At 59.7% G+C, this 17,789-nt stretch carries 16 protein-coding genes, 4 tRNA genes and 1 riboswitch; of the genes, 5 read left to right on the top strand and 15 right to left on the bottom strand.

What is annotated here, in order from left to right; all coding sequences use genetic code 11:
• Positions 1 to 296 precede the first annotated feature (296 nt).
• Positions 297 to 373: transfer RNA gene (locus tag C9422_RS05215), tRNA-Arg, on the bottom strand.
• A 290-nt stretch (positions 374 to 663) separates the two neighbouring features.
• Here C9422_RS05215 and C9422_RS05205 point away from each other — a divergent pair.
• The 4 genes from C9422_RS05205 (at position 664) to C9422_RS32475 (ending at position 2,087) form a co-directional block, all read left to right on the top strand.
• A complete protein-coding gene (locus C9422_RS05205) occupies positions 664 to 897 on the top strand; it encodes a hypothetical protein (RefSeq protein ID WP_116579905.1) in 234 nt (77 codons plus the stop codon).
• 22 nt (positions 898 to 919) lie between these two features.
• Entirely contained in the window at positions 920 to 1,099 is a 180-nt protein-coding gene (locus C9422_RS05200) for a PA3371 family protein (protein WP_095963656.1), read from the top strand.
• A 413-nt stretch (positions 1,100 to 1,512) separates the two neighbouring features.
• Entirely contained in the window at positions 1,513 to 1,839 is a 327-nt protein-coding gene (locus C9422_RS05195) for an Arc family DNA-binding protein (protein WP_003178899.1), read from the top strand.
• 113 nt (positions 1,840 to 1,952) lie between these two features.
• A complete protein-coding gene (locus tag C9422_RS32475; RefSeq protein WP_256589863.1) occupies positions 1,953 to 2,087 on the top strand; it encodes a hypothetical protein in 135 nt (44 codons plus the stop codon).
• Between the two features lie 154 nt (positions 2,088 to 2,241).
• On the opposite strand, the gene mgtE is transcribed toward C9422_RS32475, so the two are convergent.
• The 8 genes from mgtE to ltaE all read right to left on the bottom strand — a co-directional run bounded on the left by mgtE (position 2,242) and on the right by ltaE (position 10,117).
• Entirely contained in the window at positions 2,242 to 3,684 is a 1,443-nt protein-coding gene (gene mgtE, locus C9422_RS05190; protein WP_007971042.1) for a magnesium transporter, read from the bottom strand.
• Between the two features lie 464 nt (positions 3,685 to 4,148).
• Positions 4,149 to 4,225: transfer RNA gene (locus tag C9422_RS05185), tRNA-Arg, on the bottom strand.
• A gap of 72 nt (positions 4,226 to 4,297) precedes the next feature.
• Positions 4,298 to 4,374, bottom strand: a tRNA-Arg gene (locus C9422_RS05180).
• A gap of 107 nt (positions 4,375 to 4,481) precedes the next feature.
• Positions 4,482 to 4,572, bottom strand: a tRNA-Ser gene (locus tag C9422_RS05175).
• Between the two features lie 62 nt (positions 4,573 to 4,634).
• Positions 4,635 to 4,823: a carbon storage regulator CsrA gene (gene csrA, locus C9422_RS05170; protein WP_002554426.1), complete on the bottom strand. Its 189-nt coding sequence runs from the start codon at positions 4,821 to 4,823 to the stop codon at positions 4,635 to 4,637.
• A gap of 188 nt (positions 4,824 to 5,011) precedes the next feature.
• Positions 5,012 to 6,253, bottom strand: coding sequence for an aspartate kinase (locus C9422_RS05165; protein ID WP_007971040.1), 1,242 nt, complete (start codon positions 6,251 to 6,253; stop codon positions 5,012 to 5,014).
• A 91-nt stretch (positions 6,254 to 6,344) separates the two neighbouring features.
• On the bottom strand, positions 6,345 to 8,966 hold the full coding sequence (gene alaS / locus C9422_RS05160; protein ID WP_095963655.1) for an alanine--tRNA ligase: 2,622 nt from the start codon (positions 8,964 to 8,966) through the stop codon (positions 6,345 to 6,347).
• A 146-nt stretch (positions 8,967 to 9,112) separates the two neighbouring features.
• Complete coding sequence (ltaE, locus tag C9422_RS05155; protein ID WP_116579904.1) at positions 9,113 to 10,117, bottom strand: low-specificity L-threonine aldolase; 1,005 nt, start codon at positions 10,115 to 10,117, stop codon at positions 9,113 to 9,115.
• A 284-nt stretch (positions 10,118 to 10,401) separates the two neighbouring features.
• A riboswitch (FMN riboswitch) is annotated at positions 10,402 to 10,572 on the top strand.
• Between the two features lie 103 nt (positions 10,573 to 10,675).
• Between ltaE and C9422_RS05150 the strand changes: the two genes are divergently transcribed.
• Positions 10,676 to 11,185: a 6,7-dimethyl-8-ribityllumazine synthase gene (locus C9422_RS05150; RefSeq protein ID WP_102699825.1), complete on the top strand. Its 510-nt coding sequence runs from the start codon at positions 10,676 to 10,678 to the stop codon at positions 11,183 to 11,185.
• Positions 11,186 to 11,294: 109 nt separating this feature from the next.
• Here C9422_RS05150 and astE read toward each other — a convergent pair whose 3' ends face one another.
• From astE to aruF, 6 genes are all read right to left on the bottom strand, one after another.
• The gene (astE, locus tag C9422_RS05145; protein ID WP_116579903.1) at positions 11,295 to 12,305 is read right to left on the bottom strand and encodes a succinylglutamate desuccinylase; all 1,011 of its coding nucleotides are present in this window, start codon (positions 12,303 to 12,305) and stop codon (positions 11,295 to 11,297) included.
• A gap of 12 nt (positions 12,306 to 12,317) precedes the next feature.
• Entirely contained in the window at positions 12,318 to 12,608 is a 291-nt protein-coding gene (locus C9422_RS05140; protein ID WP_007971029.1) for a hypothetical protein, read from the bottom strand.
• A 61-nt stretch (positions 12,609 to 12,669) separates the two neighbouring features.
• The gene (gene astB / locus C9422_RS05135) at positions 12,670 to 14,016 is read right to left on the bottom strand and encodes an N-succinylarginine dihydrolase (protein WP_116579902.1); all 1,347 of its coding nucleotides are present in this window, start codon (positions 14,014 to 14,016) and stop codon (positions 12,670 to 12,672) included.
• Positions 14,017 to 14,180: 164 nt separating this feature from the next.
• On the bottom strand, positions 14,181 to 15,650 hold the full coding sequence (astD, locus tag C9422_RS05130) for a succinylglutamate-semialdehyde dehydrogenase (protein ID WP_165824755.1): 1,470 nt from the start codon (positions 15,648 to 15,650) through the stop codon (positions 14,181 to 14,183).
• Positions 15,647 to 16,672 (bottom strand): arginine N-succinyltransferase, encoded by a 1,026-nt coding sequence (gene astA / locus C9422_RS05125; protein WP_116579900.1) that lies wholly within the window; start codon positions 16,670 to 16,672, stop codon positions 15,647 to 15,649. Before astA ends, astD begins: the two co-directional genes overlap by 4 nt.
• A gap of 87 nt (positions 16,673 to 16,759) precedes the next feature.
• The gene (gene aruF, locus C9422_RS05120; protein WP_007971023.1) at positions 16,760 to 17,779 is read right to left on the bottom strand and encodes an arginine/ornithine succinyltransferase subunit alpha; all 1,020 of its coding nucleotides are present in this window, start codon (positions 17,777 to 17,779) and stop codon (positions 16,760 to 16,762) included.
• Between the last annotated feature and the right edge of the window lie 10 nt (positions 17,780 to 17,789).

The raw sequence follows: 17,789 nt of genomic DNA, 5'->3' as shown, positions 1-17,789 counted from the left end.
ATACACGGACGGACTCAGCTTCGCAGCCCTAGATTTGGCGCGCAGATGATAACTGGTAGCCCTTAGCCATCAAACAGCTTCTCATCGCCAATCAGCAGATGCACTGACCGCATAGATGAAGAAGCGCGTAACTGTCAGGGTTATCGGCCAGCCATGGCATTCCCTTGAGAACCTGCCCCAACGCTCACTCTGAATAGATGAACGCGCGAGTGAAAACGAGACGCAGCGCACAAAAAAGCCCCGCCGGAATCAACTTTCCGACGGGGCTTTTTGGACAGCAAAGTGCTGATGAAGGATGGTGTCCCAGGGCAGGTTCGAACTGCCAACCTTCCCCTTAGGAGGGGGATGCTCTATCCAATTGAGCTACTGAGACACAAGTCGGCCGCGACGAAACGCGGCGCGATGGACGGCGTGCATGTTAACGGCCGGACCTGCTTTTGTCATGTCGTCCGTGGGTTTTTTAAGTGTAGGCAGATGCCTCTGGCGGGCGCGGACTTGTTTACCGTGCATTTTGCATCACTGCAAAAAGCCACCATTGCAAAATGCAATATGGAGCTTTACCAAAAATAACTTAATTGATTGTTTTTAAAGAATTTAATTGCCGATAAACTCTGGCATGCGAGCTGCTTCCACTGTTCTCACAGAACAACCGAGGCACGCACCATGAAATGCGCCCTTTTACTCTCGAATGCAATCGCACTGGCAGTTTTACTGGGATTTCATTTTTTTCCCGAGACCAGCGCTACGCAGATTGCCCAACGCATCCCGCATTACCTTCAGTTGCAGAAGGCTCCGCAGCTGGCAGCGATAAGCGACCAGCACGGTTTTGTCAGCCAGGAGGCCAGCCAGGAAAACATCCCGGTGCCAAACCCGCCTGCCGAACGTTTGGTATTTTGACCCCCCCCACCAGGAGCATCGCATGTCCAGATCAGCCGCGAGTTTTTTCATCCTCGCCTTGTTGAGCGGCATTTTTCATCTGTCATTGACCCAGGACATGGTCGTCACCCTCCCCCTGATCGCCTGTGGTGTATTCACCACCCTGTTCGTGCTCGCATTGATTGCCGGACGCAAGATCAAGTTTGATCCGGTACTGCGCTGACCTTGGCTTGGCAGATTCAGTGCAAGGGCCTGTCTTCCAACCTGAATTCAGCCCCTCAATACCACCTCCCCTAGTAAATCGGCCATTTGCCACTATTCTGTAAGGGCAAGGAGCAGGAATCGAGCCCGCTTTTTTCCTCCCGCCAGAGACCTTTCGTCGGTCGGAGAAAGCGCCAAGCGAAACGGCCCGGTCAAACTTTTCAAACCAGTGCGCATTTCTGATAATTGGTGCTGGCAGAACGCCTTTATCCAGTTCAATATTTGTCACAGAATTGACGCCAAGGATCTGGCTGGTTTGAGGCATGATGCGCGCCTCTATCAATTCAGGTTGAACATTTGGTCAGAGAGCTTGTCCTACCAGACATCCTGCGGCCAATCCCGAAAACCGCTCCCCTGAACTAACCGGTTAAATATATGCGCCCATTGAAACAGGCAATTTATTCCAGCCGTACGGCTGACAAGTTCGTCGTACGTCTGCCAGACGGAATGCGTGAACGCATTGCCGAGGTGGCTCGCAATCATCATCGCAGCATGAACTCCGAAATCATTGCGCGCCTTGAGCAGAGTCTTATTCAGGAAGGCGCACTGGGAGAAGAGTTGAGCATGCGCCTGGACAGCCCGGAGCTTTCCTTGCACGAACGGGAGCTGCTGCAGCGCTTCCGCCAACTCTCACATCGACAGCAGAACGCTCTGGTTTCGCTGATCGCTCATGACGCTGAAATGGCCGCCGACGCGTCCTGATTCAGCCAGAAAGCTCAAGCCAGCCTGATCGCTGGCTTTTTTTTTGGTTATTTCACTGGCCTGAGCATGGACTCCTGCAGTTGCGGCCCCTTGTGGGAGCTGGCTTGCCAGCGATGGTCGTTAACGATTACGCGGGTGAACTGGATAAACGCGGCGCACTGGAGTCCATCGCCAGCAAGCTGGCTCCTACAGTTTTCGGCGTGGGCATGGCCCCCTGTGGGAGCTGGCTTGCCAGCGATGGTCGTTAACGATAACGCGGGCAAACTGGATAAACGCGGCGCACTGGAGTCCATCGCCAGCAGGCTGGCTCCTACAGTTTCCCGGGATTGCATGAAGAATTTTTTTGCCTGAAACCCGAGCACAAAAAACCCACCAGAAGGCGGGTTTTCGGTGAACAGGAGATCAGAGCAGGAAAATTGTCGCCAGCCCGAGGAAGATGAAAAAGCCACCACTGTCGGTCATGGCCGTAATCATCACACTGGCCCCCATCGCCGGATCGCGGCCCATCTTCGCCAGGGTCATCGGAATCAAGACCCCCATCAACGCCGCCAGCAACAGGTTGAGCGTCATCGCGGCGGTCATCACCACGCCGAGCGACCAACTGCCATACAGCAGATAGGCGACCACACCGATCACCCCACCCCATATCACACCGTTGATCAAGGCGACTGCCAACTCCTTGCGCATCAGGCGCGAGGTATTGCCGGTGCTCACCTGATCCAGAGCCATCGCTCGAACGATCATGGTGATGGTCTGGTTGCCCGAGTTACCACCGATCCCCGCCACGATCGGCATCAACGCCGCCAGCGCCACGAGCTTCTCGATCGAACCCTCGAACAAACCGATGACCCGGGAAGCCACGAACGCGGTAATCAGGTTGATCGCCAGCCAGGCCCAGCGGTTACGCAGGGATTTCCAGACCGACGCAAAAATGTCTTCTTCTTCACGCAGACCCGCCATGTTGAGAACTTCGCTTTCGCTCTCTTCACGGATCAGGTCGACCATTTCATCGATGGTCAGACGGCCGATCAGCTTGCCGTTCTTGTCGACCACGGGTGCGGAGATCAAGTCGTAACGTTCAAATGCCTGGGCGGCATCGTAGGCGTCTTCGTCCGGGTGGAAACTCACCGGATCGCTGGCCATCACCTCGGAAACCTGTTTGTCCGGATCATTGACCAGCAAACGCTTGATCGGCAACACGCCCTTGAGGACGCCGTCGTAATCGACCACGAACAGCTTGTCGGTGTGGCCCGGAAGCTCTTTCAGACGACGCAGATAACGCAGGACCACTTCAAGACTGACATCCTCGCGGATGGTCACCATCTCGAAGTCCATCAACGCACCGACCTGCTCCTCATCGTAGGACAGTGCCGAACGCACACGTTCACGTTGTTGCTGGTCGAGGGTCTCCATGAGCTCATGGACGACGTCTCGCGGCAGCTCGGAGGCCAGATCAGCGAGTTCGTCGGCATCCATGTCCTTGGCGGCCGCCAGGAGCTCGTGATCGTCCATGTCGGCGATCAGCGATTCACGGACCGAATCGGATACTTCAAGGAGGATGTCGCCGTCGCGATCGGCCTTGACCAATTGCCAGAGCGTCAGACGATCGTCCAGCGGTAAGGCTTCAAGGATGTAGGCGACGTCGGCGGAGTGCAGGTCATCGAGCTTGCGTTGCAACTCGACGAGGTTCTGCCGGTGGACCAGGTTCTCGACCCGGTCATGATGCGGGCCTTCCTGGCGGTGAGTCAGGTCTTCTACCACTCGCTGGCGCTGCAGCAACTCAACCACCTGAGCCAGGCGATCCTGCAAGCTTTCCTGCGTTTTCTTTACTTCAACTTCGGACATAGGCGAACTCCACTCCCAGCAGCGGGGCACGCCGGAAGGATCAATCAGTCAATTCATGATTGGTAAAACGGGGTACTGAGTAACTACTGGGTAAGTCCATGGAGGTATTCCACAAGCCCCGGCGGGGCTGACGGGCGCAATGATACACCGCCTGACGGTTTTAAACGTTAAAAAATCTTGGCTGAAACAAGCGCTTGCACAACAAACCTGAGCATCGTCCTGATCCGTGAAAATGCGACGACGCAATCCGAGAGGAAAACACACGCCCCTTCGAAAATTGTAGCCGCCAGCCTTGAAAAGGAACGCCACGCAGGACGCCCAGGAACACGCAGAGGCGATTTTCAACCAGCAGGAGCCAGCAAGACGCCAGGCACGCGTGGCGTTCGACGGGAAGGGATGCAAGAAGGGAAAAGCCAAATCCCGGACGGCAAAAAGCCCGCATAAAATGCGGGCTTTCTGTTGTATGGTGCACTCGACAGGATTCGAACCTGTGACCGCTCGGTTCGTAGCCGAGTACTCTATCCAGCTGAGCTACGAGTGCAATTTGTGTTTTTAGACCAGATCACAACTGGTTGAAGCCAAGTCATTCACATTACTGCAGATGACTCTTAAATGGTGCACTCGACAGGATTCGAACCTGTGACCGCTCGGTTCGTAGCCGAGTACTCTATCCAGCTGAGCTACGAGTGCATTTGTTGCCGCGCATTATAGGCCGTCTAATCTCTATGTCAAACACTTTTTCTAGTAATTTCAACAACTTACCGAAAAAGCCAGATTACAACGTACTAAGCAAATAATGGCGGAGAACGGGGGATTCGAACCCCCGACACCCTTTTGAGGTGTACTCCCTTAGCAGGGGAGCGCCTTCGGCCACTCGGCCAGCTCTCCGCAACACGGGGCGTATATTAACCAGCTTCTTCCCCGTTTGCAAACATAAAAAACGATAAAAATTAATGGCTTGGTTCTTCGTCCTTCTCTTTCTTGATACGCAGGTAAATTTCTTCCCGGTGAACAGCGACCTCTTTGGGGGCATTAACGCCGATGCGCACTTGATTTCCTTTGACGCCGAGTACGGTCACGGTGATTTCGCCATCACCGATAATCAGGCTTTCTGCACACCGACGAGTCAGAATCAGCATACCTTTCTCCTCACGCATTTCATTTCAGGGACAACAGTCTGCAAAAAAAAGGCACTCGACCCACAACCGGAGCGGTCGCAGCCCTACATGCCTGAGTATTGACTAGCGCGAGCAAAAGAACAGTCTCGGGGGTCACGCCATTCAAAAAAACAAAAGGCGCGGTCAGACCGCGCCTTCTGGCAAACGCATCACTCGCCCTGGCGGGCCGGTGCGTCCAGTTCGAAAGCCGTGTGCAGAGCGCGCACAGCCAGCTCCAGGTACTTCTCTTCGATCACTACGGAGACTTTGATTTCCGAGGTCGAGATCATCTGGATGTTGATGCTTTCCTTGGCCAGGGATTCGAACATGCGGCTGGCCACGCCTGCGTGAGAGCGCATGCCGACGCCGACGATCGAGACCTTGGCGATCTTGGTGTCGCCCACGACTTCACGGGCACCCAGCTCGCCAGCGGTTTTTTCCAGCACGGCTTGCGCCGCCTGGTAGTCGTTGCGGTGCACGGTGAAGGTGAAGTCGGTGGTGTTATCGTGCGCGACGTTCTGCACGATCATGTCGACTTCGATGTTCGCGGCACTGATCGGGCCGAGAATCTTGAAGGCAACGCCCGGAATGTCTGGCACGCCACGGATGGTCAGCTTGGCTTCATCGCGGTTGAAAGCGATACCGGAAATGATCGGCTGTTCCATGGTTTCCTCTTCATCAATAGTAATGAGGGTGCCCGGACCCTCCTTGAAGCTGTGCAGTACGCGCAGCGGAACGTTGTACTTGCCGGCGAACTCGACCGCGCGGATCTGCAACACCTTGGAACCGAGGCTGGCCATTTCCAGCATCTCTTCGAAGGTGATCTTGTCCAGGCGCTGGGCCACGGACACCACGCGCGGGTCGGTGGTGTAGACGCCGTCGACGTCGGTGTAGATCTGGCATTCGTCAGCCTTCAGGGCCGCCGCCAGCGCCACGCCGGTGGTGTCGGAACCGCCACGACCGAGGGTGGTGATGTTGCCGTGCTCGTCGACGCCCTGGAAACCGGCGACAACCACCACACGACCTGCCTTCAGGTCACCGCGAATCTTCTGGTCATCAATCTGCAAGATACGCGCTTTATTGTGCGCGCTATCCGTCAGAATCCGCACCTGATTGCCGGTGTACGACACCGCCGGCACGCCGCGCTTGATCAGCGCCATGGCCAACAGGGCAATCGTCACCTGCTCACCGGTGGAGACGATCACGTCCAGCTCGCGCGGAACCGGTTGGCCGTCGCCACTGATTTGCTTGGCCAGATCGATCAGACGGTTGGTTTCGCCGCTCATTGCAGACAGCACAACCACCAGGTCATCGCCGGCATCGCGGAATTTCTTAACCTTGTCGGCGACCTGCTCGATTCTCTCGACAGTGCCGACCGAGGTGCCTCCAAATTTCTGTACGATCAAAGCCATTTCAAAGCCGCCTCTGCCCATGAAGGGCGCCCAAATAATCACTCAAACAGCGTTGCGGCCCGCCACTAGACTACGAGCCGCAAGCACTGCCTTATAGACCCTGCTCTACAAACGGAACGGTCAGCGCCAGTGCCGCATCCAGTGCGCCAGCGTCGGTACCGCCGCCTTGCGCCATGTCTGGACGACCACCGCCCTTCCCGCCCACTGCCGCAGCGGCTTGCTTCATCAAATCACCGGCTTTGAGTTGGCCAGTCAGGTCTTTGGTTACGCCTGCAACCAGAACGACCTTTTCCTCATGGACACTGCCGAGCAGGATCACTGCGCGGCCGAGTTTGTTTTTCAGTTGATCGACCAGCGCCAGCAGCGCCTTGCCATCCTGACCGTCCAGACGCACGGCCAGCACTTTCACACCCTTGACGTCCTGCGCCTGGGCCGACAGATCGTCGCCCGCGGCACTGGCAGCCTTGGCTTGCAACTGCTCGAGTTGCTTCTCCAGCAGACGGTTGCGCTCCAGCACAGCCGACAGCTTGTCGATCAGGTTGTCGCGGCTGCCCTTGACCAGGCTGGCCGCTTCCTTGAGTTGTTCTTCCGCCGCGTTCAAGTAAGCCAGCGCCGCAGCACCAGTGACGGCTTCAATACGACGCACACCCGATGCCACACCGCCTTCGCTGATGATTTTCAGCAGGCCGATGTCGCCGGTACGGTTGGCGTGGATACCGCCGCACAGCTCGACGGAGAAGTCACCCATGCTCAGTACGCGCACGCTATCGCCGTACTTCTCGCCGAACAGCGCCATGGCGCCTTTTTGCTTGGCGGTTTCGATATCGGTTTCTTCGGTTTCAACCTCGGAGTTCTTGCGAATCTCGGCGTTGACGATCTCTTCCAGCGCTTTCAGTTGCTCAGGCTTGATCGCTTCAAAGTGGCTGAAGTCAAAGCGCAGGCGCTGACTGTCCACCAACGAACCTTTCTGCTGGACGTGGTCGCCCAGTACCTGGCGCAATGCGGCGTGCAGCAAGTGAGTCGCCGAGTGGTTCAGCGAAGTCGCGTGGCGCACTTCGGCGTCGACATGAGTCTCCACCGGAGTACCTACGATCAGGCTGCCCGAATCCAGCACGCCGTGATGCAAGAACGCACCACCGGTCTTGGTGGTGTCGCGCACGTCGAAACGCGCAGCACCGGCCTGCAGGAAGCCGCAATCACCAATCTGGCCACCGGACTCCGCATAGAACGGCGTCTGATCGAGGACGATCACGCCCTCTTCGCCTTCGCTCAGTACGTCAACCGATTGCCCGTCCTTATAGAGAGCAACGATTTTGGCGGAACCGCTGTGAGCGGTGTAACCGGTGAACTCGGTGTCCACATCGACCTTGACCAGGCTGTTGTAGTCCATGCCGAAGGAACTGGCGGAACGGGCACGGACGCGCTGGGCTTCCATTTCACGCTCGAAACCTTCTTCGTCGATGGTCAGGCTGCGCTCGCGAGCGATGTCGCCGGTCAGGTCCATCGGGAAACCGTAGGTGTCGTAGAGTTTGAACACCACGTCGCCCGGCACCACGTCGCCTTTGAGTTCGGCCAGATCCTGCTCGAGGATCTTCAGGCCCTGCTCCAGGGTCTTGGCGAATTGCTCTTCTTCGGCCTTCAGCACGCGCTCGATGTGCGCCTGCTGGGATTTCAGCTCAGGGAAGGCCTCACCCATCTCGGCAACCAGGGCCGCGACGATCTGGTAGAAGAAGCTGCCCTTGGCGCCCAGCTTGTTACCGTGACGGCAGGCGCGACGGATGATCCGGCGCAGCACGTAGCCGCGGCCTTCGTTGGACGGCAGCACGCCGTCGGCGATCAGGAAGCCGCAGGAACGAATGTGGTCAGCCACGACTTTCAGCGAAGCCTGGGCGTCGTTGGTGCAGCCGATGGCCTTGGCCGACGCGCTCAGCAGGCTCTGGAACAGGTCGATTTCATAGTTCGAGTGAACGTGCTGCAGCACGGCACTGATCCGCTCCAGGCCCATGCCGGTGTCCACCGACGGCGCTGGCAGCGGGTGCAACACGCCGTCGGCGGTGCGGTTGAACTGCATGAACACGTTGTTCCAGATTTCGATGTAACGGTCGCCGTCTTCTTCCGGCGAACCCGGTGGGCCGCCCCAGATGTCGGCGCCGTGATCGTAGAAGATCTCGGTGCAAGGACCGCACGGGCCGGTATCGCCCATGGTCCAGAAGTTGTCGGAAGCGTATGGCGCGCCCTTGTTGTCGCCGATGCGCACCATGCGCTCGGCCGGAACCCCGATTTCCTTGGTCCAGATGTCGTACGCCTCGTCATCGCTGGCGTAGACGGTGACCCAGAGCTTTTCCTTCGGCAGGTTCAGCCACTTGTCGGAAGTCAGGAAGTTCCAGGCGTAGCTGATGGCATCACGCTTGAAATAATCGCCAAAGCTGAAGTTACCCAGCATTTCGAAGAAGGTGTGGTGACGAGCGGTATAACCGACGTTTTCCAGGTCGTTGTGCTTGCCGCCGGCGCGCACGCATTTCTGGCTGCTGACCGCGCGGGTGTACGCGCGTTTTTCCTGGCCCAGGAAGCAGTCCTTGAACTGGTTCATCCCCGCGTTGGTGAACAGCAGGGTTGGGTCGTTGCCCGGAATCAAAGAGCTGGAGGCTACACGGGTGTGGCCTTGCTCTTCGAAGAAGCGAAGGAAGGCTTCACGGATTTCTGCGCTTTTCATTAGGTTCTTCCACGGAGGCTGCGGCCAAAGGCCTGTTCGAAACGTCAACAGACGAAGCGACGGCAAAGGGCCGCATTATATCGGCCCTGCGCGCGGGGTACAGCGTGTTTATACGATAGAAACGGTCAATTGGAGCGCTAACGCTATCACTTGCGCGAAAAGTCGACGAATGTTGCGACGACTTGCTCGATTTGCCCACGGTTGACGTCCATGTGCGTGACCATGCGCAGACGCGCAGCCGCACTGAGCCTGATCCCGCGCTCGGCGGCAAAGGCCTTGAGCGCTTCGGCCTGGTCACCCATCTGCACATATACCATATTGGTCTGTACTGGCTCGACCTCGAAGCCCGCCGCACGCAGGCCTTCGGCCAGCAACTGCGCGTTGGCATGGTCATCGGCCAGGCGCTGAACATTGTGATCCAGTGCATACAGGCCCGCTGCCGCCAGAATACCGGCCTGACGCATGCCGCCACCGACCATCTTGCGCAGGCGCCGCGCCTTGCCGATCAGCTCGACCGAGCCGCACAGCACCGAACCGACCGGTGCACCCAGGCCTTTGGACAGGCACACCGAGACCGAATCGAAATACCGGGTGATTTCCCGGGCATCCACACCCAGCTTCACTGCCGCGTTGTACAGGCGTGCACCGTCCAGGTGCAGCTGCAAACCCTGCTCGCGGGTAAAACTGCGCGCCCGGGCCAGGTATTCCAGCGGCAGGACCTTGCCCTGCATGGTGTTTTCCAGCGCCAGCAAGCGGGTGCGGGCGAAGTGGAAGTCGTCCGGTTTGATCGCCGCCGCGACCTGTGCCAGGTCCAGCGAGCCATCGGCCTGCACTTCCAGCGGCTGCGGCTGGATCGAGCCGAGCACCGCTGCGCCGCCACCTTCGTACTTATAGGTGTGGGCCTGCTGGCCGACGATGTATTCGTCACCGCGCTCGCAATGGGCCATCAACCCCAGCAGATTGCTCATGGTCCCGGTCGGCACGAACAGCGCCGCGGCAAACCCCAGGCGCTTGGCCAGTTCGGCCTCCAGCTGATTGACCGTCGGATCTTCGCCATACACGTCGTCGCCGGTGACGGCGTTGGCCATCGCGTCCAGCATGCCGGCGCAAGGTTGGGTGACGGTGTCGCTGCGAAGATCGATAACGCTCATGAATCTGGCCTCGGTAAGCAGGGGAAATCCCTTTCAGGAAAGAATTACTGCGGGCATGGCGACGATTAATCAACCCTTGAACGAGTAAAAGACGAAATGCGCCCATGTGGGAGCGGGCTTGCTCGCGAAGGCGGACTGACAGTCGACATTTGCGCTGGATGTTAAACCGTCTTCGCGAGCAAGCCCGCTCCCACAGGTTCCCCACCTTTAGTGACCGGTATTGGTCATGCGCATATCGGAAATATGTGATAAAAACGCTGCGCCGCCAAACATTCCGGCGGCAAAAACGTTCTCAGGGCGGGGTGCAACTCCCCACCGGCGGTAATTGCGCGCAATGCGCATAGCCCGCGAGCGCTTGATGGCAGCACGGCTTCGGCGGTGCCTGACAGCAAGGTCAGCAGACCCGGTGTGATCCCGGGGCCGACGGTCATAGTCCGGATGAAGAGAGAACGGGATTGACACCAGAGGGCCGACCGCCGGCATTCGTGCGAGCGTGCGTACCCTCAGATCCCCTTCGATTCATAACGCCCTGTTTTTCACACAAACAGGAGTCAGAACATGCAACCCACCGCAATTGACAGCAAAAGCAAACACCATCACGGCGAGCGCGTTGCGTTCATCCAGGCCTGCTGGCACAAGGAAATCGTCGATCAGAGCCGTAAAGGTTTCCTCGCCGAAATGATTGCCCAGGGTTATCAGGAATCCGACATCGACTTCTTCGAAGTCGGCGGCGCCTTCGAAATGCCCCTGCACGCCAAGTTGCTGGCCAAGACCGGTCGTTATGCCGGCATCGTCGCGGCCGCCCTGGTGGTGGACGGCGGGATCTACCGTCACGAGTTCGTCGCCCAGTCAGTGGTCAGCGGCCTGATGCAGGTTCAACTGGAAACCGAAGTGCCGGTGTTCTCGGTGTCCCTGACCCCGCACCACTTCCATGCCGGCGAAGAGCACCAGAAGTTCTTCTTCGAGCATTTCGTGCATAAAGGCCAGGAAGCGGCGAAGACCTGTGCGGATACCCTGATGAAGATCCGTGCACTGCGCCGCACTGAACCGCGCGCGGTAGCCGTCTGATTCACCCTTGAACCTGTAGGAGCTGCCGAAGGCTGCGATCTTTTGATCTTTAAACATCAAGATCAAAAGATCGCAGCCTTCGGCAGCTCCTACAGGGATCCAGGTCGGGTCAGGCGAGGTTTTCGTCGGTGGTCGGCACCACCAGGATGCCGGCACGCAGGCCATTCTTCACCCTGGGGTTCGGGAAGATGATCCGGGCGCCCTCCTCCTCGATGATCCAGCGGGTGTTGGCGATGTCTTCCGCCAGCAGGTAACCCACTTCCAGCTCCGAGAAGTTCTCGACGTCCGCCGGCAGGTTCAGGCGAAAGCTGTCGCTGTGCTTGATGATTTCCCGCGCCACGCTGTACAGCTGCAAACCGTCCAGTGCCGCTTCAGTCAGTTCCGGCTCGGTGCCTTCGATGATCTGCTTGAGGCGCGCCTCCAGCAGCGAGACGTTTACCCCGGCGTTCTGCCCGAACGGCCGCGCCTTGCCCAACTCCAGGGTGAAGGCCTCGGCACCGAGCTTGTCGTAGGTGTAGGCGCTGAACACGATGGACGGCTTGTTCTGCAGCAACACCGCTTCCATACCGGCGGCACGCAGGCGCGCCAGTTCCTGACGCGAATGCTGGCGGTCTTCCTTCCACGGGTACAAGGCGAACTGCTCGATTTTCGAGCCACGAATCGCCGTGTGCAGGTCGTAGTGCAAGCGCTGTCGGTCCGGCAGGCTGAAAAAGCTGGCCGCCAAACGCTCCAGCTCACAGGCGCGCAAGGCTTCGGAGCCGCTGCTTTGTTCATGACGGCCGTTGAACAGCCGATTGACGTCCTGCTCGACAAAGCGCTCGCCTTTGCGAATCGCTTCGGGGTTGCCGAACAGGAACAGAATACGTGCGCGCGGCTTCAGGTCGCCGCGGGCAATGTCGTGCAACAGGCGATCGAGCAACTCGATCGGCGCTGTTTCGTTCCCGTGGATCCCCGCCGACAGCAGCAGGTCCAGGCCATTGTCACGCGCTTCAGGTGGCCGGACTTCCAGCGCACCTTCGCTCAACCAGCGCATGCGCACGCCTTCGACAGTCAGTTGAGTCTTCTCCGCCGGTTCGCGGCCGGCGAGGGTCAGTTCAAGCAGTTTGCCGAGGGCGAGCATAGAGCGGTTTCCTTAGTGATCGTGGTTGCAGTCCGGGCCGTGAACATGGTCCTCATCGTCGGTGAGGTCAGCCGGTTCCATCTCCAGTTGCAGACTTACCAGATTAGTCGCCAATGGGCGCAGCAGCAGGTTGGCGTATTCGGCATCGCCTTCTTCGACGTCCACGCCGATCAGCAACTGGCCACGGCCGTCCTGCTGGATCCACAGCTCTTTGCCTTGCCACAGGACCGCGACGCGGGTGCAGGACGTCTCCAGTTGCGTGCCATCGGTGTCTTCAAGGATCAGCTGCAGGGTATCGCTCATGTCTTTACGCTCTCGTTTGAGATGAAGCGGCGCGCTGCCATCCGGGGCAGCGCGTCGTCGATCAATTGATCTGGAATGGATAAACCGCGCCCAGTTTAAGGATTTGCGTCAGTTCATCCAGTGCCGTCCGGCACTCAAGCAACAATTGCGGGTCCGCCAGATCGTTTTCGGTCATGCGGTCGCGGTAGTGCTTCTCGACCCATTCGGTCAGTGTGCCGTACAACGGTGCCGTCATGATAACCCCTGGGTTGACGGCCGCCAGTTCGGTTTCGTTGAGTGCGACGCGCAACCGCAGGCAAGCCGGGCCTCCGCCGTTCTGCATGCTCTGCTTGAGATCGAAGACTTTCACTTCGCGGATCAGCCCGCCGGAGCTGGTCAGACCCTGCAAGTATTGCCAGACACGCTCTATGCCACGGCATTCTTCCGGCACGATCAACAGCATGGAGCCGTCAGGACGCGACAGCAGTTGGCTATTGAACAGGTAGGAACGAACCGCGTCTTCCACACTTACTGCGGAACGCGGTACGCAGACTGACTGAAATTTCCCACCGGCCTTGGCGAGTTTGCTCTGCAGCTCGGCCAGCATCTTCTCGGTCTCGAGGAACGCGTCCTCGTGATAGAACAGCACCTCGCCATTACCCACGGCGATCACGTCGTTGTGGAACACGCCCTGATCGATCACCGACGGGTTCTGCTGGGCGTAGACCACGCCGTCATCGCTCAAGCCGTGCAGACGGGCAACGGCCTGGGACGCTTCGAGGGTCTGGCGCGCCGGATACTTCTGCGGAGCCGGGTAGCGGGTGTCGAACGCACTGCGGCCGAACACGAAGAACTCGACGCCGGCTTCGCCGTATTCACGGCAGAAACGCGTGTGGTTGGCCGCCCCTTCGTCACCGAACTGCGCCACGGCCGGCAAGGCGGCATGGTGGGCGAAGTGTTTCTGGTCAGCGAACATAGCACCCAGCACGCGGCTGGTGGTCGGGTGTTCGATGCTGCGGTGATATTTGCAGTTGAGGTTGGCAGCGGTGAAATGCACACGGCCGTCAGCGGTGTCGGCGCTCGGGCTGACGGTGGCGGCGTTGGCCACCCACATGCTCGAGGCCGAGCAACTGGCCACGAGCAGCGGCATCGCGTCCTTGGCAGCGCGTTCGATCACTTGAGCGTCGGTGCCGCCAAAGCCCAGGCGACGCAGTGCGGCCACATCCGGGCGCTCTTGCGGTGCCAGCACGCCTTGCTGGAAACCCATTTCCATCAGCGCTTTCATCTTCGCCAGGCCCTGCAGCGCCGCTTCCTTGGGGTTGGAAGACTGCTGGCTGTTGCTCTGGGACGCGACGTTGCCGTAGGACAGGCCGCCGTAGTTATGGGTCGGCCCCACTAGACCGTCAAAATTGACTTCATAGGATTTCATCAGCGAGGCTCCACGAGAATCTGTTGTTATAGGCATCGAGTAACAATTGATTTAGACCGAGGCGCGGCCTTCACGGGCAAGCCCGCTCCCACAGGTTCAGCAGTGTTCACAAATTTTGTGTTCGACGCAGTCCTTGTGGGAGCGGGCTTGCCCGCGAATGGGCGTTACGCCATTTTCACGCCTGGCGTCAGGGCCGCAGGCAACACCAGGCTCGGCGTTTCCAGCGAGGCCACCGGGTACGCGCAGTAATCCGCCGCGTAGTAGGCGCTGGCGCGGTGGTTGCCCGAGGCGCCAACGCCGCCGAAGGGCGCGCTGCTCGCGGCACCGGTCAGCTGCTTGTTCCAGTTGACGATACCGGCACGGCTTTCCAGCCAGAATTGCTGGTAACGCGCTTCGGAGTCCGACAGCAGACCGGCGGCCAAGCCATACGCGGTGTCGTTGGCTTCAGCGATCGCCGCTTCAAAATCAGCGTAGCGGATCACTTGCAGCAACGGGCCGAACAGCTCTTCGTCAGGACGATCGGCAACGGCGGTCACGTCCAGGATGCCAGGGGTCAGCAAGGCCGACTGAGCCTGAGGCTGGGTCATTTCCAGCAATGCCACGGCGCCATTGGCCAGCAAGTGTTGCTGGGCATCCATCAGCGCTTTTGCCGCACCGAGGGAAACCACCGAGCCCATGAATGGCGCCGGCTGTTGATCGAAGGCACCGACTTCAATAGTCGCGCTGACCGCCACCAGGCGCGCCAGCAGCGAGTCGCCCCAGGCGCCCTGCGGTACCAGCAAGCGGCGGGCACAGGTGCAACGCTGGCCGGCGGAGATGAAGGCCGACTGAATGATGGTGTACACGGCGGCATCGAGGTCGGCGACCTGATCGACCACCAGCGGGTTGTTACCGCCCATCTCCAGCGCGAGGATCTTGTCCGGACGACCGGCGAATTGCTGGTGCAGGTGGTTGCCGGTACGGCTGGAACCGGTGAAGAACAGCCCGTCGATACCCGGGTTCGCCGCCAGGGCGATACCGGTTTCGCGAGCGCCTTGCAGCAGGTTCAACACGCCCGCCGGCAGACCGGCCTCGATCCAGCACTTGACCGTCAACTCGGCCACTTTCGGTGTCAGCTCGCTGGGCTTGAACAGCACGCTGTTACCCGCCAGCAGTGCCGGCACGATGTGGCCGTTCGGCAAGTGGCCCGGAAAATTGTAAGGACCAAATACCGCGACTACACCGTGAGGCTTGTGGCGCAGCACAGCGGTGGCGTCACCCAGCGGGCCGCTCTTCTCGCCGGTACGTTCGCGGTAGCTCTGTACCGAGATGGCGATCTTGTTGACCATGCTGGTGACTTCGGTCGCCGCTTCCCACAGGGGTTTGCCGGTTTCTTCGCCGATGGTGCGGGCCAGTTCGTCCGCATGACTCTTCAGCGCGGCAGCAAAGGCCTCCAGCACCGAGATACGCTCTTCCAGGGTACGCCGCGCCCAGCCCGGGAACGCCTGACGCGCCGCCTGCACAGCCGACTCGACCTGAGCGGCGGTGGCACCGACGCCGGACCACAGCACCTGCTGGGTCACCGGGTTCAGCGATTCGAAGGCTTCGCCCTGACCGGTCAGCCATTCACCTGCGATGTAAAGCGACTTCATTATTTCGACTCCCGAGCTGCGGACAACGCCACGGCGCGCACTTGATCGCCAGCGTTGAGTTGAAGACGTTTGGCGGTCTGCTGATCGACCACCAGGGTGCCGGCGGCCAGACGTGCCGGCGCAGCAGTGATGCGGCAGTCTTCGCGCTTGCGGTTGTGGATGATGAATTGCGTGGCGTCGTCACCCGGCGTGCCGACGGCCAGCACCAGCGCCTGGCTGTCGCGTACCGCACGGATCTTGCCGGTTTCGCATTCGATGGCCGGGCCTGCGTCGAAGATGTCGACGTAGCCCTGGTAGCTGAAGCCTTCGCTCTTGAGCATGGCCAGCGCCGGTTCGGTGTCCGGGTGAACCTGACCGATCACGTTGCGCGCATCCGGCGACAGGAAGCAGGTGTACAACGGGAATTTCGGCATCAGTTCGGCGATGAACGCCTTGTTGCCCACGCCGGTCAGGTAATCGGCCTGGCTGAATTCCATCTTGAAGAAGTGGCGCCCCAGGCTTTCCCAGAACGGCGAACGCCCGGCTTCGTCGGAAACACCGCGCATTTCGGCGATGATCTTGTTGCCGAACAGTTGCGGGAATTCGGCGATGAACAGCATCCGCGCCTTGGACAGCATGCGGCCATTGAGACCGCTGCGGTAATCGGCGTGCAGGAACAGCGAGCACAGCTCGGAGTTGCCGGTCAGGTCGTTGGCCAGGAACAGCGTCGGGATTTCGCGATAGATGTTCAGCTCTTGGGAAGCGCTGACCGTCAGACCGACCCGGAAGTTGTACCAGGGCTCTCGCAGGCCGACGGCGCCGGCAATGGCGGAAATGCCCACCACGCGACCGTCGTCGTCTTCGAGCACGAACAGGTAGTCCGCATCGCCCCGCCCGGCTTCGCCGCGAAAGGTCTTCTCGGCCCAGCCGACCCGATGGGCCAGACGTTCTTCGTTGGCCGGCAAGGTGGTCAGGCCGGTGCCGGTGCTGCGGGCCAGGTCGATCAGAGCGGGTAAATCGCTGCTGCGTACGGGACGAACGATCATGCTATCTCCTCAAACGGGCCGCTTGCGCCACCCGTGAAACTCGCTGCTTTACTAAGCATTCACTCTTTACAGGCATAGCAGCAGGTGTTAAACCGCCACCAGGCGCACGCTGGCACCTTCACCGACGCCCAGGGCTTCGGCCGCTTCCAGGTCCAGGGTCACCGGTTTACCCGGCGCGTAGTCAAGCTCGAGCATGACTGCGCGGTAGTCCTGCAACTGGGCGTTAGCCACCAGGTACTGGCGACCGACACCTTTGACCGGCTCGCCGATCTTCACCGGCACCACGCGGCTCTGGGCAATCGAACGGATCCCCGAGACGCGGGCATGCAGGGTCGGGCCGCCGTCGAAAATGTCGATGTAGTGATCGGTCTCGAAGCCTTCGCGCATCAGGATGTCGAAGGTGATCTGCGCCCGCGGGTGCACCTGGCCCATCGCCTCTTGCGCGGAGTCCGGCAGCAGGGGCACGTAGATCGGGTAATGCGGCATCAGTTCGGCGAGGAACGTACGGCTCTTCAGGCCGCACAGACGCTCGGCTTCAGCGTAGTTGAGGTCGAAAAAGTTGCGCCCGATGGCATCCCAGAATGGCGAGTCGCCGTTTTCATCGCTGTAACCGACGATCTCGGTCACCACGGAATCGGCAAAACGCTCCGGATGGCTGGCCACGAACAGCAAGCGGCCACGGGAGTTGAGCTCCGACCACGGCGAACCCACCAGATCGCGCTGCACGTAGAAACTGGTCAGCAAGCTGTTGCCGGTCAGGTCGTGGCACTGCGAGAGCACGTGGATCTTGTTGTGAATCTTCAGCTCGCGCGAAGCGTGGACGAAGGTCTCGTTGCGAAAGCTGTAGAACGGCTCGGAGTAACCGGCCGACGCCACGATGGCCGAGCAACCGACCAGCTTGCCGGTGGCACTGTCTTCGAGGACGAAGAAATAGCTTTCCTCACCGTTGAAGCTCACTTCGGCGGCGAACGAGGCCTCGCTTGCCGCGATCTTGTCGCTCAGGCGCTCAACGTCATCCGGCAAGGAAGTGACACCAATCGGACTGTCCGCAGCCAGACGCTGTACCTCGCCCAGATCAGCCATTTGCGCGGGGCGCATCACCAGCATGGTGTCACTC

The sequence above is a fragment of the Pseudomonas sp. B1(2018) genome (assembly GCF_003097365.1).
Classification (GTDB): Bacteria; Pseudomonadota; Gammaproteobacteria; order Pseudomonadales; family Pseudomonadaceae; genus Aquipseudomonas; species Aquipseudomonas laurylsulfatiphila.
Note: the sequence above shows the minus strand (reverse complement) of the source record. Positions and strands in the feature narration are given on the sequence as shown.